The following is a 17,224-nucleotide window of genomic DNA, read 5'->3' as shown; positions in this document are numbered from 1 at the left end:
GATGCAACGAAGTGTCTTGATTTAAAGTAATTTCAATGTGTAATAGAATTTCTAATGCATATTGCGGGTTAAATAAGGAAACAGCCTCCAGTCTTTGGGTAGAGACTCAATTTTTATTTTTGCGATATCTGAATAATCCGGTATTTCTATAGTAGTTAAATAGTAGTTTTTGGGCATAATCCCAATAGGTGTATGAACTGCTACTTCAGCCATGCACAGGGCTCTTGAATCCGAAGTGTAAAGCAGTTTTATTCCTTTGAAATTCCATCTTCCGCCAGTTATTTCCGTACCGGTATCTGATAGATCTTGTGAGTACTTCTTATTAGCAAGTCGGTAAACTATCATGCTAAAATTCCATGTTCTATTCTTATTAACTCATCTTTTACCAGGTTTATGCCAAACGAATTATCTAATAAATCAATTGGTCTGATATTTCCTAAAGCTATACTTTTGGAATATAGCCAAGATAGAAAATTCTTTTTTTCTCCAAAAACTTCAAAACCTTTTGAAAACAAAAGCATGGTCAAAAGAAGTTTTTCCGAATGAACTGAATCAAACTTTTTCTTTTCTATATCGCTGCATTGTTCTTTCCGACATGTTTAATATTCTTGACCAATCCGAAGAGCTTAAGGGATAAGACAATGAAAATTCTTCAAAAGTACTATAGTTTACTCCTTCTCTTGTGGTATCAATAAGTTTAAAGACGCCTTTGTTATCAAGTGAATCATATGTTATGTCAGCTACTTTCATGATTTTACTTTTTGTAAAGTACGACAAATTACGAATAATTGCCGACAGTTGACTTGGTTCGAGTAGGTGTGTCTTTTGATGTCATTGATTCAACTTCAATTATTTGCCTCACAAAAAGGCTTGAGTATAGGGTATAGCTTTTTGTGGGGGCCAGAATCGAATTCAAAAGCATCCGATTTTAAAAGTTGTAATAGAGGAGCTTGATTCTCTTCACTGTGGTTTGCGGATTCTAATATCAAAACAGAAAACAATGTGGGGTCAAGTTGATTAGTTCTGGCCAATGAATCAAAATAACTGTAGGCATAATTTCGTTTAATGGTATTTTCAAAAATATTGCACATAAATTAGTGTCATGTCAACTCACAACTCATCACTCACTTCTTTCCCCTCTTCCTAACTTATCCAACATATTATACTTGGCCTGTCTGTTTTTCCATCTTTGGCGAGCGTATTCCTGCATGTTGGTTACCATATCCGTTTCATCAACAATCTCCAGGCCTAACAGGGTTTCAATAATATCTTCCATAGTCACGATGCCATCCAGGCCACCGTATTCGTCAACAATCAATGCGATATGTTCTTTCCTCTCCAGCAGCTTTTCCCATAAAGAAAAAAGTACAATGGAGTTAGGGACAATAAGGATATCCCTTTTGATATCCTTTAACTTCATGTTGTGTTCGTCAACCGCCAGCTTTTCGAATACGGTTTGCCGAAACACATAACCTGTTATGTGTTCGTCATTTTCGGCATATACCGGTATGCGGGAAAACTTAACAAAATCCTTGCGCATTAAAAAATCTCCCAAACTAAGATTCTCGTCCGCCACAGCCACTACCACTCTTGGCGTCATAATTTTAGTTACCTTAATGTCTTTTAATTTTAATACGTTCTGAATGATCTTTTGCTCTTTCTCCGAAAAAACTCCTTCATCTGCTCCTATGCTGGCTAAAACGCCAATTTCCTCCCTGCTGACGGTTTTTTCTTTCCTGTCATTTATAAATAAATTGGAAATGAACGATGACATCAATACCAAAGGGTAAGTAATAAATATCATCACCCTGATGGTGAAAAAGGTAAATTTGGCCAGCTTTCGCCAATATAAGGCACCCATGGTTTTTGGGATAATTTCGGTCACTATGAGTATCAGAATGGTCAATATGGCCGACACAATCCCAAAAGAAGCCTCTCCGAATACCTTTATGGCCTGCGCACCAACACCCGCAGCCCCAACCGTATGTGCCACTGTATTCAAAGAAAGAATAGCTGAAAAAGGTCTGTCAATATTATTTTTAAGTTCGAGGAAAGAACTTGACCATTCGTTACCCTTCTCCCGGTTGGTGATTAAAAAAGATTGCGGTGTTGAAAGTAGTACAGATTCCATGATGGAACATAAAAACGAAACAAACAAAGCAAGAAACAAATAAGTAAAAAGAAGTATCATGTTTTTCTAATAAAGATACAATTTTACCTATACCTTAACAATCGCCCATATTTTATCACCATTAAATATTAAAACCGGATCAAGCAGCATTTTTATTGCCAACTCTTAGTATGTTGTAACCTGTAGTAAATTAGAGGATAAAGGTGCTTTTGTGCAAGACTAGGTGGCTGATAAAAAAAATGAATGGATAAAACACTTGATAAAGTAAGGAATCCTTACTAAATTGGTCTTGATATTTTTTTTGTAACTGTTAAAACAATCGTAATCATGGAAAAATCAATTTTTTATCATGCCGGTTGTCCGGTTTGTGTTAGTGCCGAACAGGAAATCGTTGGGCTTATTGGTGAGTCAAACGTTGACATCGTTCATCTTGGTGAGAACAAATCCAGAATTCCGGAAGCAGAGTCGGCAGGGGTAAGGTCTGTACCTGCATTGTTAACTCCAACAGGGAACGTGCTACATTTAAATTTTGGCGCTTCAATTGAAGATGTAAAAGCTTAATTTTTTTTCAGACAGGTAGTTAGGAGTCCTTATGCGAATCTTAACTACCTATTTATTTTAATCAGATTTTAATAGAATATAAACTGAAAATATATCCAATTGATCGTGATCCATTTTATCTTTTGTTTGATTAAGTGAGGATTGCTAACTTTGTTTGGTTAAGCAAATTTATACTACACATGAGTGAGGATTTGAATAAAAAGATAGTAGATGGACTAGAACGTATTTCAGAGGTCTTTAAAACTTTATATTGGAATAAAGCGAAGTTATATGGGGTAAGCCCCATTCAAATTCAGATATTATTATTTGTCGCAACTCACAAAACGGATTTGTGTACCGTAAGCCAGTTAGCTCTTGAGTTTAATTTGAGCAAACCAACTATAAGCGATGCGGTTAGGGTGTTGATCAATAAAGGACTCGTTAAGAAGGCTTATTTTTTATCGGATAGTAGAAGCTACTCCTTAATTATTTCTGAAAAAGGTAAGGAGTTGGTTCTTGAATTAAAAGGTTTCGCAAAACCGTTATTGCCGGTTCTTCAAACAATGAGTGAACATAACGCGAGCGAATTCTATCAAACCATTACGCAAATTATTTACCACTTAAACCAATCTGGAATTATCAGTGTACAAAGAACTTGCTATGCTTGTCGGTTTTATTCCAATCAATCAGGAAAGCATTACTGTAACTTAATGGAAAAACCATTGTTGGGTTATGAGATTAGGCTCGATTGTGATGAGTTTGAAACGAATAGGAGCTGAATACATTGCATACCTAAATAAAAGCCTATTAAATATACTTAAACAGTAGGATAATGTAGGTGTCGACCAATAACTTTTCAGGAATGTCGTTGTTTAGTGTTCAAATTTATTATAATCAATAATACATGATATACTATTTTACCTTACCGGGATTAGGAAATTCGGATGAAAACCATTGGCAAAGTCATTTTGAGAAGATATTACCCAATTGCAAGCGAATAGAACAAGCTAATTGGGATAGTCCCAATCGCGATGCGTGGGTAGCTTCCATCGAGGAGGCTACTATTGGGCTGGATTTGTCCCAGGTTGTTTTTATAACCCACAGTCTGGGTGGCATAACCTTATCTCATTGGGTGCATAAATATCAAAAGAAGATAAAAGCTGCTTTTATTGTAGCTCCTCCAAATGTGGAAAGTGTGCCGCCGGAATATGGGTTGGATTCTTTTTTGCCCGTTCCCAAGTCCAAAATTCCATTCCCAACCATTTTGGTGGCCAGCATCAACGACCAATGGTCAAGCATTGAGGAATCAGAAAAATTGGCTCAGGATTGGGGAAGTGAATTTGTTTCTGTTGGCAAAGCCGGGCATATTAATTCCGACTCTAACATCGGAGAATGGGCCGAAGGTCAAAAGTTACTCGAAAATTTGGTTAATACGGCTTAATTAATGAAGTCGATGTGGACCCTAATCTTCGATGTTTTGTCTGACTTCGGAAAGAAAGGATTTCATCTTGTCCATATCCTTGTGTTCGATAATAGCCAATAGTTCTTTCAGTTTTAACCTGATTTTTTCCACCTGTCCGCTCGTGAACGGATTAAATAGTATTTCGGAAAGCAGATAGTCGTCTTCGCCCAACAAGCCTTTAGCAATATCGAGATGCTTATGGAATGTGGTTCCCGGGGCGTCTTGTTTTTTCATGCAAGCGGCAAAAACAAGGGTAGAGGAGAAAGGAATGGACAGCGAATATGCAATAGTTTCATCATGCTGGATAAAGGTATATTCGTGGATATTCAACCCCAGCGTTCCGAAGAAATCTTTAAAAAACGCTTTCCCCAAATGGTCGCCTTCAGATATGATAATGGCATGATGTTCCCTCAACGATTTTAAATTTCCGAACGTAGGGCCGAACATTGGGTGAGTAGAAACATAGCGCATGCCCGTTTCTTCGTAATATTCCTGAAAACCTGTTTTTACCGAAGAAATATCTGAAATAATGCAACCCTTTGGCAAATACGGTACCACCTCTTTAAAGGCAGCAATGGTGTATTTCAGCGTCACTGCATTTATCAACAGTTCTGGCTCAAATGTTGAAATTTCTTCAAGTTTGGTTAAACGTTGTGTGTTGAAAATATACTTTAGTTTTTCGAGGTTGGGGTCGTAAATGGCCACTTCATGGTCGAGGCAAAGTGCATCGGTAAGCCACGTGCCCATTTTTCCGGCACCCAATATACAGATCTTCATAATTAAGTCTACAGATTACAGCTTTCAGTCTGCAGTCTACAGCGGGCAGTTTTTTACATCACTGCATACTGAAGACTGCGGACTCTCGGCTGAATTATTGATTCATTATTTTGTTTTGACGAGTTACGGACTCTTCGTGAATGCTCTCGAAAAGTTTGGTTAGGAACTCATCCGACAGACCAAGTTTGGAACCTCGTTCTTTACGGTTGTTCATAATTTCATCGTAACGTCGGGTTTGTAAAATGGTAATGTTATTCTCTTTTTTATAAGTACCGATTGCTTCGGAAATCTCCATACGCCTTTTAAGCGTATCCAGGACTGCGTTGTCTAACTTATCAATTTCCTGGCGTAGCTCATCCAAAGTAACTCTGGGTTTTTCACCGATTTTAGGCTCTCGAAGTACTATTTTATCCGTAATTTTTTTCAGTTCCACTGGCGTCACCTGTTGTTTGGCATCACTCCATGCTTTTTCCGGGCAACGATGCGATTCTACCAATAGCCCATCAAAACCCAAGTCCATGGCCTCCTGAGAAATCTCGTAAATCAACTCAGCCTTGCCGCTAATATGGGAGGGGTCGCAAATAATCGGTAACTCCGGACAACGACGTTTCAACTCGATAGGTATTTGCCACTGTGGATGATTACGGTATTTGGTTTTATCGTATGTAGAGAATCCGCGGTGAATCGCAGCTAATTTTTTGATACCTGCCTGATTTATTCTTTCCAAAGCACCAATCCAAAGCTCCAAATCAGGATTTACAGGATTCTTTACTAATACCGGAATATCAACACCTTTAAGTGCATCTGCAATTTCTTGCACGGCAAAAGGGTTAGCAGTTGTTCTTGCACCTATCCAAAGAATATCGATTCCGTGTTTGATAGCTTCGAAAACATGGTGTGCATTGGCAACTTCTGTCCCCACATAAAGTCCTAACTCTTCTTTTACCCTTTTTAGCCAGGGCAAACCGATGGTTCCCACACCTTCAAAAGCACCCGGACGAGTTCTTGGTTTCCAGATTCCAGCTCTAAAAATTTTAAAGCCATTTGTTGATAATTGCGTAGCAGTTTCCATTACCTGCTCTTCGGTTTCGGCACTGCAAGGGCCGGCGATTACCCAAGGACGCTCAAGGTCAAGTCCTGGAAGGCTAATTTTTTCAAGGTCTAATTTTACCATCTTATTGTATTTTTTGTTCTCTCTAAAAAGTGACGACATCAAGTGACAGGTTATACCACTCTGTATCGAAATTATTTTAATAGTAAGTTCTGTTTTATTTTTTCAATTGATTCTTTTAATACATCTTGTGTTGAGCAAAGGGATATACGGATATATCGTTGTCCTTTTTGTCCAAAAATACTTCCCGGAGTAATAAATACATGTGCATGTTTTAAAATCTGGTCAGATAATCTTTCAGCGGATTCAGTTTGCTCAGGTATTCTAGCCCAAATAAACATGCCCGATTGGTTTTTGTCGTATTTGCAATCCAGCATATCCATTATTTTCCATACCAATTCGCGACGCTGATAATACTCCTTATTTACTTCGTCGTACCAACTCTTTTTTAAGCCTAAAGCCTTTGCCGCTGCCAACTGTAGGGGCTTAAACATGCCACTGTCCATGTTGCTTTTTACCCTAAGAATATATTGGATAAATTCCGGATTGGACGCGACCATTCCCACACGCCATCCGGCCATGTTATGGGATTTGCTTAAAGAGTTAAGTTCGATACAAGTATCTTTGGCTCCTTCTATCCTGAAAATACTTAATGGATTATCGTTTAAGATAAAACTGTACGGATTGTCGTTACAAATAAGTATGTTGTGTTTTTTACCGAAGGCAACCAGCTTCTCAAATAACTCAAGGGTTGCGTTAGCGCCTGTAGGCATATTGGGATAATTCACCCACATTAATTTCACCTTCGACAAATCTAATTTTTCCAGTTTCTCAAAGTCAGGTTGCCAATTTAGTTCCTCCTCTAAATCATACGTCACCATTTCGGCTTCCACTAATTTAGAAACGGAAGCATAGGTTGGGTAGCCGGGATTAGGCACCAGCACCTTATCGTCTTTATTTAAAAAAGCCATGGAAATATGCATGATGCCCTCCTTGGAACCCATCAGTGGCAACACTTCTTTGGCAGGATCAAGCGCAACCTCAAAATACTGTCTATACCAAGAAGCAAAGGCATTTCTTAACTCCGGGATACCAATATAGCTCTGGTAGCCATGATTTCCTTTTTCTGACGAAGCCTTATTAAGTTCCTTCAGAACTTCAGGGTGCGGCGGGCGGTCGGGGTTTCCAATACCCAGGTTAATCACCTGTATGCCTTGTTGTCGCATTTCATCTATCTCCCTAAGTTTTTTGGAGAAATAATATTCTTTTACCTCGCTGATGCGATTGGCGGGTTGTATTGCCATGGCTTTAAAATGTTTTTTGTTCCGAAAGAGGTTTGTTGTCGTTACTTACTGCATCAAAAGATCTTTTACCTACGTGGTATTCGCCCAAGCTCTTCAAGTTTTTGGTCAAGGGACGTATAGCATCTAATGATTGCAGATATCGGTTGTAATCTTCAAATACTAAATCGATATAGAATAAATATTCCCATTCGCGACCTACAACCGGTAACGATTGTATTTTTGATAGGTTGATGTTATAAAAGGCCAAAATGGATAGCACTTTAGACAGACTTCCTTCAGAATGCGGGAGAGCAAAGACTAAAGAGGATTTATTTACCTTTTGCGTAATCAACAATTCTTCGACTTCAGTTTTTCCCTTATCAGAGATAATTAAAAAGCGGGTGAAGTTTCTTTTGTTGGTCTCTATATCCCTGGCGATAATATCTAACTTATATTTTTCTGCTGCCAATTCGGGAGCAATAGCTGCCATCCCTTTTAATTGATTATCCTGAATCCACTTACCGCTTAATGCTGTATCATCGCGTGAAATCATTTTAATATGAGGATACTTTTTAAAAAACTCACTACATTGTGCCAGGGCCATGGGGTGAGAGTGAACCTCTGTAATGTCTTCAATACTTTGTCCGGGTAAAGCAAGTAATTGATGTTTAATACGCAATTTGTATTCGCCGATTATCACCAGTCCGGAATCCTTTAATAAAGTATAGTTCTGCAGGATGCTACCCACCAACGTGTTTTCAATAGCAATAATGCCATAGATGGAATTATCCTTCTTTAATGTGGAAAAAAGTTCTTCAAAAGAGTCGCACTCAACCGTTTCAATGTCATTTGTTTCAAAATATGCCTTGGCTGCTATTTCATGGTTTGAACCTCCTCCTCCTTGAATTGCTACTTTCTTCATAATTGTTTTTTTACGATAAGGTTGTTACAGTATTGCAGCATCGTTGTTGCTCTATGGTGTCAACCTTTTTGTTAATAATGCTGTTGTTGCCAGCGCCAGAAAATAAAAAAGTCCCGCCTCATTGAGGCGGGACTTAAAATTTCTTTTGAAAATTTATATACTATTTACCCACCTCTTTTTGATTACAGAATCCAAAAAAGTAAAAATAAAAGCTGTAAAAAAATGCAAAATGGGTCATTTGTCTTTTGTTTATGCTGGCAAATGTAGTATAAAAAATTCGGAACAAAAATATTTGCTCTAAAAAATAACTATTTTTTACGTTTGCATGCTGATATATCGTAAGAGTTACGCCCCTTTTAACGATAGATTATTGTTTTCTGCCAGAATGTATATTTATTCATAAGTGAGCTGATCTTTGTCAATGGCGGTTTCAACATTATCCTTCAATCTCACTTAACTCCAGCCAACGCATTTCCTTTTCATCTAACAGATTTATAACTTCCGAAATTCGTTTTGATTTTTCGGTGAGCATCTCGGCGTCAAGCGTACCGGAATTTAATGCTTCCTCGATATCCGCTTTTTCATTATTCAACGTTTCCATATCCTGTTCCAGCTGCTCCATTTCCATTTTTTCTTTAAAGGATAGTTTCTTAGGTTTTTCCTTGGCTGGAGCAGGTTTGGAAGGTTCTTTTTTAATTTTCTCAACTTTTTTGCTTTCTTTTTCCAGTTCTATTTTGTGGTCGTGGTATATAGAGTAGTTGCCGGGGAAATCTTTGATAACCCCTTGCCCTTCAAATATAAATAGATGATCTACAATCTTATCCATAAAATATCTGTCGTGCGAAACGATGACCACACAGCCTTTAAAGTTTTGCAGATATTCTTCAAGCAGATTGAGTGTAAAGATATCCAAATCGTTGGTGGGCTCATCCAGAATCAGGAAGTTGGGGTTCGTCATCAATACGGTCATCAGGTATAAGCGTTTCTTCTCTCCGCCGCTGAGCTTGTCCACCAACACATGGTGCATCTCGTTACCGAACATAAAATGGCGAAGGAATTGGGCCGGACTCATGGAGTTGCCCGAACCCAAAGTGATGTGTTCCGATATATCCGAAATTACATCCAAAACTCTTTTTGTTGGGTCAATATTCATCCCGGACTGCCGGTAATAACCAACAACAACGGTTTCTCCTGTTTCCAGGTAACCCGAATCTGGTTCCAAAGCACCAGTAATAGTATTTAAAAAGGTTGTTTTTCCGGTTCCGTTTTTGCCAATGATGCCTACCTTTTCTCCTTGGGCAAACTTATAGTTAAAGTCGTCGAGAATTTTAAGATCGTCAAAAGCCTTACTCACATTATGACATTCAATAATTTTTTTGCCTAAACGTGCCGATTGGATATCTAAATTCATGGATTGCTCCTGCATTCCACTATGTGCTTTTTTCTTTAAATCGTGAAAAGCGTCAATGCGATATTTGGCTTTGGTGGCTCGGGCTTGTGGCATACGGTTCATCCACTCTTGCTCTGTTTTTAGCAGGTTTTTTGCTTTCTCTACCTGGGCATTGTGGGATTGGATACGTTCTTCTCTTTTTTCCAGAAAAAATGGATAGTTTCCTTTGTAAGTATAAAGGGTTTGATCGGCGAGCTCAATGATTTCGTTACACACTCTATCCAGGAAATAACGATCGTGGGTTACCATCATCAGTGTGCACTTTGACCGTTCCAAATAGGTTTCCAACCACTCAATCATTTCCAAATCAAGATGGTTGGTGGGTTCATCCAGAATTATAAACTGAGGTTCATTAATAAGCAGGTTCGCTAAGGCAACCCGCTTCTTCTGACCACCGGAAAGCTGGCTGATCTGTTGATCGAAATTTGTAATCTTAAGTTCGGTGAGAATTTGTTTGATGCGAGACTCAAAATCCCAGGCACCTAATTTGTCCAATTCCTCAATCAATTTCCCGAGCTCTTCATGGTTTTCATCAGCCAGCGCTTTTTCGTAGGCTTTAATGGCCAAAACTTGCGGATTGTCTGAGGCAAAGATTTCTTCGATAACTGAATGTCCGTCGTTTAAAACGGGAATCTGCGGTAAATATCCAACGGAAATTCCCTTTCTATATGTTACTTGACCGCTTTCGTTGGGCAACACATGCGCCAAAATATTAAGTAAGGTGGTTTTTCCAGTCCCGTTTCGGGCAATCAATCCTATTTTTTGTCCTTCCGAAACACCAAAAGTTAAGTTGTCAAATAATCGTATATCGCCCCAATGATGGGTTAAATTCTCTACAGATAAATAATTCATATGATTGTGCTTATAGCTATTGGCCAATATAATGGCCTTTAGCTTAATATGGATTCATTATTTTTACAAGTGCGAAAATAGCGAATCCAATTGTATTTACTCTATCTCTTCGTATTTATAAAACCCATGACCTTTTAAAGGTCTTGCTACCGGAGTTGTTTATGTTGAAATAGTTTGTGTAGGGTAATTATCATTGGTGGTGTCATAGGTAAAATCTATAAATTACACAATTCTATATCGTTTGTCAAATTAACATGATTTGTTATAAGCAAGTTTGCAGTTTCTTATGTCTCCAAGGTGTAGAATTAAAACGTCATCAAATGATACATTATTAAGGCATTAATTGGATTTGACAAGGATCGGATGTCCTTGTTTCTGACATTGGAGTTCAATTTTTGTATCGAGTATGAAATTAAAATTACGGTTTGTCTTTTTATTAATTGCAACGTTTAACCCTAAATAATCTACGATAAGAAATTATGAATTGTATCTAACCTAATAATTGAGTATACTCGCAGATACCTAATTGTGAGTTACGAAATATGAAAGCAATTATAATTGATGATGAGCAAGATGCCATATCAGGTTTAATAAAACTAATTACAGATTTTGTTGATACTAACGTTATAGTTGTTGGTGCTGCCTACAATTTAGATGAAGGTATTGACTTAATAAAGGAAAAAAAACCTGACCTAGTGTTTCTCGACATTGAAATGCCGAAGAAAAATGGGCTTAAAATATATGATACCTTTTCGAATCCTGATTTCCATATTGTTTTCACGACTGCATACTCGGAATATGCTATTGATGCAATGAAGAAAAATGCAGCGGATTATTTGTTGAAACCTGTGAATTTTATGGAACTGTCAGAGGCAATTGAGAAGGTCAGGAAAAATATTGAAGAAAAACAAACAAGATTGAACCTCGAAAAACACCTAAATGCCGTTAGTCCGGCTTCGTACCATGGAAAAAATATCATGTTCCCAGTAAGTGATGGGTTCGAAATGGAGAATTCTCGTAATATAGAATACTGTTATGCTGAACAAGCATATTCGGTAGCGGTAATGTATTCTGGGAGGAAAATAACCATCAGCAAGCCATTAAAAGACCTTGAGTTGTTACTGCCGGGAAATCAATTTTACAGGACTCACAAGTCTTACTTGATCAATATTCATTATATCCAGAAGTTTACCAAGGGTAAACAAAGTTATGTTATTTTAAGAAGCGGTGAGAAAATTCCGGTCGCTGTAAGGAATGTTTCTGCCTTCGCAAAGGATATTCAAAAGTTGATTAGCGGATGAGGTGGATATTTTTCTTCATAACAATTTCGTTGTCGATTTCTCTATTGGCACAATATAAGCCTTACCTTCGATTTACGGAAGCAGATGGGTTGGCGGACAACGCTGTTCAAGACCTCGTTATTAATAAGGAAGGATATTTGTGGATAGCGACCAATAATGGGGTATCTAAATATGATGGGGAAAAGTTTGTCAACTTTCAGAAAAGGAATGGGTTATTGGGCAATTATGCTTGGGCGTTGGCAGTTGATGATGATAACAATATGTGGGTAGGTTGTTATAAAGAGGGACTTAACTTGATTAGGAATGATTCTGTGGTTGCATCATATACCATGGAAATGGAAAAATACAATAACTCTATTCGAAAGCTTCATTATTCAACAAAGCATCAAACGCTATTTGTTGGGACAGATGACGGATTGTTCTTTTTTAAGGATTCTGTATTCAGACGAATTGACTCCCCTCGCACGGGCAATAGGAAATGTTCTGTCTTAGCTATTGAAGAAGAACATGCCAGATTGTTCTTTTCGGTTCATAACAGTGGGGGTGGTATGTATGAAGTGGTTAAAGATTCATGTAAGGAGTTTTTATATCACACTATACAGCAACTCAAATATTCAAAAATTGGCATTGAAATAATTGGTGACTCTATTTTTTGTAATGAACATACAAATATATATAAATGGCGCATTAATGATGTTCATTCAGATACAAGTGTTATAAATCCGTCATCAACTTTTTTAACGTGGGATATGGCAAAAGACGATAATAACCTTTTGCTGGCGGGATGGGGAGAACATGATTTATATTCAGGAGGTATTAAAAAATACAACCTCAACACAGGAAGATTACAAGAATTGCCTTATGAGATTAAAGGTCATTCTTTTATGTCTATTTTACATGATAAGGTTACCAACATAACTTGGGCAGGAGGAGATGGTCTTTACGCTTTTCCCAGGAGTACCTTTAACTATCAGGAAATATCTCAACAGAGCAACGTAACCGATGTTTCCGAAATTGATGCAACCAAATACCTGATTTCTGATAATTACATTTACAAGGAATATAACAGTGGGTTTAAGGAAGAACATTCGATTGCTAAAATCGAGAAAATAATTTTGGAGAAGATAAATCAAATTAGGAAAACCAAAAATCTTGAAGAGTATTTTAGAATTATCAACCCTTCCTATAAACTAAAGTTTTTAAAGTTTATAGCAACGAATGATAAACACTACCTTATGACCAACAAAGGTTCGTTATCATTTCCCGATTTCAAAGAATATTTTCCTTTTGAATCTGGTAAATTTTCTATATTAAAAGATAAAGCTTATGCTATAGGAGATTATAAATCCATAAGGTGTTTTTTAAATTTTCAGGATTCTATTTGTTTCGCTGATTTAGAGGGTGTAGCAGCAAAAATAGGAGATGTGGTTAAGATAGTAGAAAAAGGAGATACCTTATTATTTCCATCACACTTCCATGGAATGTTTGCTTTGGTCAATAATCAAGGTTTCGAATTGAATAGCACCAATGGATTTGATGATATTATTACAGATATGGATATTTCACCTGATGGAGAAATATGGTCTACCTCTGTGGACGGTAACTTATTTAATGTTGGGTTTGAGGATTCGTTGTTTGTGAAGAGTAGGTTTAATAACCAGAATGGTTTGATGGGGACTAAGTTTAACTGGTTGAAGTTTCACAAAGATTATTTGTATTTAGGGACAAACAAGGGATTGAATATTGTTCCGGTACGACAGTTGAGTAACAATGGTGAGAGATTAATGCCATTCTTCTACAATAAGCACAATGGTTACAGTTATATTCTATCAAAGAAGCCACAGGTTGATTCAAAAGGTAATTTGTATGTGTTTGATGATGAGAGATTGATTTACATTGATGATCCCAAGAACATTTCAATAGAACCCTTAATAATCAGAACTGATATTCTTGTAAACGGAGATGGGGTAGCTTCTTTAAATGGAGCATCCTTGTCACATTCTCGGAACAACATTCGAGTTAGTTTTAAATGTATTAAGTTTCCTAGTACCAGGAATTTAAAGTATCAATATCGAATTAATGGTAATGAATGGCATAGAGGTAATGAAATTAGGTTGGAATCGTTGAAGTCTGGAAAATACGCTATTGACATAAAGGTGAATAATATGGAGGATGGCTCAATTACACAAGAGAGCATTCAGTTTAAGATAAGAAAGGCATTTTGGCAGCGATGGTGGTTTTATGTGTTGGTTATTCTAACTGTTGGTTTCGCTTTATATTATTTCATTAACAAGCGCATAAATCGTATAAAAAGAGATGCGGAGGAACGCCAAAACCTGAACCATCAACTAAATGAAATTCGGATTCGGAGTTTACAAGGGCAATTGAATCCCCATTTTATTTTTAATGCGTTAAACTCTGTTCAATATTTTATTTTGATGGAAAATGTTGAGGAAGCCTTAACTTATCTAGGCAATCTATCTGGGGTTATCAGGCAGAACTTAAGTAATTTAGGTGAGGAGTTCATTAAATTGGATGATGAGGTGAAATTTATTGGGCAATATCTGGAACTGGAGAAACTGCGCTTTAAAGATAGACTTACCTATCAAATCAGGAATAATTTCCAATCCGAAGGGATTAAAATTCCACCCATGCTAATTCAACCCTTTGTTGAAAATGCCATCAAACATGGTCTATTGCAAAAGGATGGAGTTGGCAAAGTTCAAATAGAAATTGATGAAAAGGACGCGAATATGCTCATCATAATTACGGATAACGGAATTGGAAGGGAAAAAGCGAGAGAAAATAATACAGGCCACAATGAGGGCAATGGCAAAGCCACTAATATTACCCAAAAACGATTAGAGCTCTTAAACCAGAAATTTAAAACGAATAATTTCTGTATGGAAATAACAGACCTGAAAGATGCAAGCAACAATCCGACAGGGACAAAGGTTATAATTACCCTGGATAAGGTTCTCAATTGATACGTTAATTCTTTTTTAAGAAACTCCAACACAATTTATTTTAACCCGCCATGTGCATTAGAAATTCTATTACACATTAAAATTACTTTAAAACAAGACACTTCGTTGCATCACTTCAACTCACCAGAACGATGCTCCCGAAAGTACTCGGGACAAGTTTATGCCTCGTTTCAGTAATGCCTTGTTTTATTGTACTTGCAATGCTCATGACGAACCTCCAGTACATAATCCGGGTTTAATGGGACTGAGTATGCTAACTTACGGGAGCCCGGTTCTAACTTAGGATGTCGCGACCCGTCAGGGTACATAGGTACACGTAAGGTGTGGACTGATGCAGATAATTATTTTATGGGCAAAATTGATGATATTAAAATCTACAACAGACCATTGTCTACAGATGAGATAAGTGAGTTGTATAGGAACTATGGTGTAACAACAGATAACACTAGTATTGGTGAAAATATAGAATTTACTGTTTATCCAAACCCAACTTCCGGGATAATAAACATAGACTTTGATGGATTGTCCCCGAAGATTGTAAAAGTTTATAATTTTATAGGAAACCTATTGTATTCTGAGGAGCATTCCGAATCAAGGACATTAAACTTGAATGATATCGGCGAATCCGGAATTTATTTAATTCAAGTAATTGATACTGTAACGAGTGCTTCACAGATTAATAAGGTTATTCTAAAATAGCCATTGGGAATCAGTTGTTAAAGCCAGTGGATTAATTTTCACTGGCTTGTTTTTTTAGAAGAAATTTTTGTTGTTGCACAAGCTCTTGTCTTGCCAGTCAGACGGCCATTTCAATGATTTTTTTTGATGCTAATTGATGCATTCAAAACTCATGGCTCTTCACTTGCGCATAACGCATCCTGCAAATGGTTTATTGCTCGCTGAGGACCAATTAAATGCATCCGCATACAAAACCATCAGCCAGGGAGTCAAGTGTTTCTTGTTCCTTGGCTTTTTCCAGGTCGGTACCCTTGCATTGATAACAAACGGGCAGGTTGGTTGCTTTGTTCTTGAACTCTACCTTTTCCAATTCTTTTCCGCAGACAAAACATTTCTTGGAGAAATCGCTCTTCATGGTGATATGCTGATAAATTGTTGCAAAAGTAATTAAACGTTTCGATATTCATATACGCTATGTTTGTTCAAAACATATTCTATAAAAATCTTAAAGGAAGATGTGCGATTGGCCATAAGAATTTTAACTTATGGTATTAAATTTGATACTTAATTAAGTAATTTAGTAATTAAATAGTTATGGTAAGGTTATTGAAAATATTATTGGTGATCGTACTGGTGGCTTGGACTACCATGTTATGGGGGCAAGGTGTCGATCGTAAAAAAACGGAAAAGCGATTGCAAAAGCTGGAAGCTTTTGAAGAATTGGTGGTTATGGTGAAAGAGAAGCCTATTGAGTTTGTGGCAGATTGGGCATATCCATTGGGCTATTCAAATGTTGACCTGATCACAAATCCCAATCACCTTCGGTTAAGAAACGATAGTGTTTATATGCATATGCCTTATTTTGGCAGAGCATTCCAGGTGACGCCGGGCGAAAGAGGTGGCTTTTATGCAGAAGAAAATATCCGGGATAAGAAGATGAAGGTCAACGAGCGGAAAAGAAGAATTAGAATTGAATTTATGGTCAATGGGGAAAACGACCGTTATCAATGTTTCATAGAAATAATGGGCAAGGAAAGTGCAACCTTAAGCATTTCGAGCAATAACCGCAGCAGTATTTCGTATAGCGGTGATATTCGGGAATGGAAAGAAAACGAGAATTGATATGGATTGAAATAAATGAAAACGGGTATTACTCTATCACCATCTTTTGAGTCAGCTCGTAGGCCACTTCCTTTCCCCTTAGCATACTAACAAGCTGCAAGGCAAACTTCATAGCGGCTCCAACCCCTTTGGCCGTTATAATATTGTCAGCAACTTCTAATGGTGAACCGGTATGTTTAGCTTCAATAAGTTGATTTTCAAAACCGGGATAGCAAGTTGCATTTTTACCTTTCAACAAGCCCTTCTCGCCTAAAACAAGGGGTGCTGCGCATATAGCACCAATCAATTTTCCCCGGTTGGAAAAATCAACCAATAATTCCTTTAAAGCTTCATGTTCGTTCAGATTTAACGTTCCGGGCATTCCCCCTGGCAATACCAATAAATCGGCATCCGTAAAATTACTCTCGGTAAAGATCCGATCTGCAATAATTATTATATTATGTGCTCCTGTCACTTCTTTTTTGTCCGAGATGGAAACAGTGGTTACATCAATTTCAGCTCTTCGTAATACATCGATGGGTGTTATGGCCTCAATTTCTTCAAATCCTTCAGCTAGAAAAATATATACTTTCTTCATTTTTGTCTATTTAAAAGGAAATTAATCTAAC

18 protein-coding genes and 1 pseudogene are annotated in these 17,224 nt (G+C 37.4%); 8 read left to right on the top strand and 11 right to left on the bottom strand.

Going from position 1 to position 17,224, the window contains the following annotated elements:
- Nucleotides 1–51 precede the first annotated feature (51 nt).
- The 4 genes from ACT29I_RS03080 to ACT29I_RS03065 form a co-directional block, all read right to left on the bottom strand.
- The gene (locus ACT29I_RS03080; protein ID WP_430932275.1) at nucleotides 52–345 is read right to left on the bottom strand and encodes an RES family NAD+ phosphorylase; all 294 of its coding nucleotides are present in this window, start codon (nucleotides 343–345) and stop codon (nucleotides 52–54) included.
- A complete protein-coding gene (locus ACT29I_RS03075) occupies nucleotides 342–521 on the bottom strand; it encodes an antitoxin Xre/MbcA/ParS toxin-binding domain-containing protein (protein WP_430932274.1) in 180 nt (59 codons plus the stop codon). Before ACT29I_RS03075 ends, ACT29I_RS03080 begins: the two co-directional genes overlap by 4 nt.
- Before the next feature lie 31 nt (nucleotides 522–552).
- Complete coding sequence (locus tag ACT29I_RS03070) at nucleotides 553–750, bottom strand: antitoxin Xre-like helix-turn-helix domain-containing protein (RefSeq protein ID WP_430932273.1); 198 nt, start codon at nucleotides 748–750, stop codon at nucleotides 553–555.
- A gap of 370 nt (nucleotides 751–1,120) precedes the next feature.
- Nucleotides 1,121–2,191 (bottom strand): CNNM domain-containing protein, encoded by a 1,071-nt coding sequence (locus tag ACT29I_RS03065; RefSeq protein ID WP_430932272.1) that lies wholly within the window; start codon nucleotides 2,189–2,191, stop codon nucleotides 1,121–1,123.
- A 267-nt stretch (nucleotides 2,192–2,458) separates the two neighbouring features.
- Here ACT29I_RS03065 and ACT29I_RS03060 point away from each other — a divergent pair, with 267 nt between their 5' ends.
- From ACT29I_RS03060 to ACT29I_RS03050, 3 genes are all read left to right on the top strand, one after another.
- A complete protein-coding gene (locus ACT29I_RS03060; protein ID WP_430932271.1) occupies nucleotides 2,459–2,692 on the top strand; it encodes a hypothetical protein in 234 nt (77 codons plus the stop codon).
- Between the two features lie 179 nt (nucleotides 2,693–2,871).
- The gene (locus ACT29I_RS03055) at nucleotides 2,872–3,450 is read left to right on the top strand and encodes a MarR family winged helix-turn-helix transcriptional regulator (protein WP_430932270.1); all 579 of its coding nucleotides are present in this window, start codon (nucleotides 2,872–2,874) and stop codon (nucleotides 3,448–3,450) included.
- A gap of 125 nt (nucleotides 3,451–3,575) precedes the next feature.
- A complete protein-coding gene (locus tag ACT29I_RS03050) occupies nucleotides 3,576–4,112 on the top strand; it encodes an RBBP9/YdeN family alpha/beta hydrolase (protein WP_430932269.1) in 537 nt (178 codons plus the stop codon).
- Nucleotides 4,113–4,133: 21 nt separating this feature from the next.
- On the opposite strand, the gene ACT29I_RS03045 is transcribed toward ACT29I_RS03050, so the two are convergent.
- The 5 genes from ACT29I_RS03045 to ACT29I_RS03025 form a co-directional block, all read right to left on the bottom strand.
- On the bottom strand, nucleotides 4,134–4,910 hold the full coding sequence (locus ACT29I_RS03045; protein WP_444792673.1) for a prephenate dehydrogenase/arogenate dehydrogenase family protein: 777 nt from the start codon (nucleotides 4,908–4,910) through the stop codon (nucleotides 4,134–4,136).
- A 94-nt stretch (nucleotides 4,911–5,004) separates the two neighbouring features.
- Nucleotides 5,005–6,084, bottom strand: a complete 1,080-nt coding sequence (locus ACT29I_RS03040) for a chorismate mutase (protein ID WP_430932267.1) — start codon at nucleotides 6,082–6,084, stop codon at nucleotides 5,005–5,007.
- A 71-nt stretch (nucleotides 6,085–6,155) separates the two neighbouring features.
- Entirely contained in the window at nucleotides 6,156–7,325 is a 1,170-nt protein-coding gene (locus ACT29I_RS03035) for a pyridoxal phosphate-dependent aminotransferase (RefSeq protein WP_444792672.1), read from the bottom strand.
- A gap of 4 nt (nucleotides 7,326–7,329) precedes the next feature.
- Nucleotides 7,330–8,226 (bottom strand): prephenate dehydratase, encoded by an 897-nt coding sequence (locus ACT29I_RS03030; RefSeq protein ID WP_430932265.1) that lies wholly within the window; start codon nucleotides 8,224–8,226, stop codon nucleotides 7,330–7,332.
- A gap of 436 nt (nucleotides 8,227–8,662) precedes the next feature.
- Nucleotides 8,663–10,528 (bottom strand): ABC-F family ATP-binding cassette domain-containing protein, encoded by a 1,866-nt coding sequence (locus ACT29I_RS03025; RefSeq protein WP_430932264.1) that lies wholly within the window; start codon nucleotides 10,526–10,528, stop codon nucleotides 8,663–8,665.
- 542 nt (nucleotides 10,529–11,070) lie between these two features.
- Between ACT29I_RS03025 and ACT29I_RS03020 the strand changes: the two genes are divergently transcribed.
- From ACT29I_RS03020 to ACT29I_RS03005, 4 genes and pseudogenes are all read left to right on the top strand, one after another.
- The gene (locus ACT29I_RS03020; RefSeq protein WP_430932263.1) at nucleotides 11,071–11,829 is read left to right on the top strand and encodes a LytR/AlgR family response regulator transcription factor; all 759 of its coding nucleotides are present in this window, start codon (nucleotides 11,071–11,073) and stop codon (nucleotides 11,827–11,829) included.
- Nucleotides 11,826–14,816 (top strand): histidine kinase, encoded by a 2,991-nt coding sequence (locus ACT29I_RS03015; RefSeq protein ID WP_444792671.1) that lies wholly within the window; start codon nucleotides 11,826–11,828, stop codon nucleotides 14,814–14,816. The genes ACT29I_RS03020 and ACT29I_RS03015 overlap by 4 nt, the downstream gene beginning before the upstream one ends.
- Nucleotides 14,817–15,065: 249 nt before the next feature.
- Nucleotides 15,066–15,212, top strand: a pseudogene (locus ACT29I_RS03010) (hypothetical protein); the annotation flags it as partial.
- Complete coding sequence (locus tag ACT29I_RS03005) at nucleotides 15,204–15,515, top strand: T9SS type A sorting domain-containing protein (RefSeq protein WP_430932351.1); 312 nt, start codon at nucleotides 15,204–15,206, stop codon at nucleotides 15,513–15,515. The pseudogene ACT29I_RS03010 and the gene ACT29I_RS03005, both read left to right, overlap by 9 nt.
- A gap of 211 nt (nucleotides 15,516–15,726) precedes the next feature.
- Here ACT29I_RS03005 and ACT29I_RS03000 read toward each other — a convergent pair whose 3' ends face one another.
- Nucleotides 15,727–15,909: a hypothetical protein gene (locus tag ACT29I_RS03000; protein WP_430932261.1), complete on the bottom strand. Its 183-nt coding sequence runs from the start codon at nucleotides 15,907–15,909 to the stop codon at nucleotides 15,727–15,729.
- A 179-nt stretch (nucleotides 15,910–16,088) separates the two neighbouring features.
- Between ACT29I_RS03000 and ACT29I_RS02995 the strand changes: the two genes are divergently transcribed.
- Nucleotides 16,089–16,616, top strand: coding sequence for a DUF4251 domain-containing protein (locus tag ACT29I_RS02995; RefSeq protein ID WP_430932260.1), 528 nt, complete (start codon nucleotides 16,089–16,091; stop codon nucleotides 16,614–16,616).
- 28 nt (nucleotides 16,617–16,644) lie between these two features.
- Here ACT29I_RS02995 and ACT29I_RS02990 read toward each other — a convergent pair whose 3' ends face one another.
- Entirely contained in the window at nucleotides 16,645–17,193 is a 549-nt protein-coding gene (locus ACT29I_RS02990; protein ID WP_430932259.1) for a DJ-1 family glyoxalase III, read from the bottom strand.
- Nucleotides 17,194–17,224: the final 31 nt, after the last annotated feature.

The organism is Saccharicrinis sp. GN24d3 (assembly GCF_052400645.1).
GTDB lineage: Bacteria > Bacteroidota > Bacteroidia > Bacteroidales > Marinilabiliaceae > Saccharicrinis.
Note: the sequence above shows the minus strand (reverse complement) of the source record. Positions and strands in the feature narration are given on the sequence as shown.

What these genes read in the sequence shown, in the direction of transcription:
- ACT29I_RS03045 (WP_444792673.1), bottom strand. Translation starts at nt 4,910, where the DNA reads ATGAAGATCTGTATATTGGGTGCCGGAAAAATGGGCACGTGGCTTACC.
- ACT29I_RS03055 (WP_430932270.1), top strand. Translation starts at nt 2,872, where the DNA reads ATGAGTGAGGATTTGAATAAAAAGATAGTAGATGGACTAGAACGTATT.
- ACT29I_RS03060 (WP_430932271.1), top strand. Translation starts at nt 2,459, where the DNA reads ATGGAAAAATCAATTTTTTATCATGCCGGTTGTCCGGTTTGTGTTAGT.
- ACT29I_RS03080 (WP_430932275.1), bottom strand. Translation starts at nt 345, where the DNA reads ATGATAGTTTACCGACTTGCTAATAAGAAGTACTCACAAGATCTATCA.
- ACT29I_RS03030 (WP_430932265.1), bottom strand. Translation starts at nt 8,226, where the DNA reads ATGAAGAAAGTAGCAATTCAAGGAGGAGGAGGTTCAAACCATGAAATA.
- ACT29I_RS02990 (WP_430932259.1), bottom strand. Translation starts at nt 17,193, where the DNA reads ATGAAGAAAGTATATATTTTTCTAGCTGAAGGATTTGAAGAAATTGAG.
- ACT29I_RS03075 (WP_430932274.1), bottom strand. Translation starts at nt 521, where the DNA reads ATGCTTTTGTTTTCAAAAGGTTTTGAAGTTTTTGGAGAAAAAAAGAAT.
- ACT29I_RS03070 (WP_430932273.1), bottom strand. Translation starts at nt 750, where the DNA reads ATGAAAGTAGCTGACATAACATATGATTCACTTGATAACAAAGGCGTC.
- ACT29I_RS03040 (WP_430932267.1), bottom strand. Translation starts at nt 6,084, where the DNA reads ATGGTAAAATTAGACCTTGAAAAAATTAGCCTTCCAGGACTTGACCTT.
- ACT29I_RS03065 (WP_430932272.1), bottom strand. Translation starts at nt 2,191, where the DNA reads ATGATACTTCTTTTTACTTATTTGTTTCTTGCTTTGTTTGTTTCGTTT.
- ACT29I_RS03015 (WP_444792671.1), top strand. Translation starts at nt 11,826, where the DNA reads ATGAGGTGGATATTTTTCTTCATAACAATTTCGTTGTCGATTTCTCTA.
- ACT29I_RS02995 (WP_430932260.1), top strand. Translation starts at nt 16,089, where the DNA reads ATGGTAAGGTTATTGAAAATATTATTGGTGATCGTACTGGTGGCTTGG.
- ACT29I_RS03035 (WP_444792672.1), bottom strand. Translation starts at nt 7,325, where the DNA reads ATGGCAATACAACCCGCCAATCGCATCAGCGAGGTAAAAGAATATTAT.
- ACT29I_RS03000 (WP_430932261.1), bottom strand. Translation starts at nt 15,909, where the DNA reads ATGAAGAGCGATTTCTCCAAGAAATGTTTTGTCTGCGGAAAAGAATTG.
- ACT29I_RS03020 (WP_430932263.1), top strand. Translation starts at nt 11,071, where the DNA reads ATGAAAGCAATTATAATTGATGATGAGCAAGATGCCATATCAGGTTTA.
- ACT29I_RS03025 (WP_430932264.1), bottom strand. Translation starts at nt 10,528, where the DNA reads ATGAATTATTTATCTGTAGAGAATTTAACCCATCATTGGGGCGATATA.
- ACT29I_RS03050 (WP_430932269.1), top strand. Translation starts at nt 3,576, where the DNA reads ATGATATACTATTTTACCTTACCGGGATTAGGAAATTCGGATGAAAAC.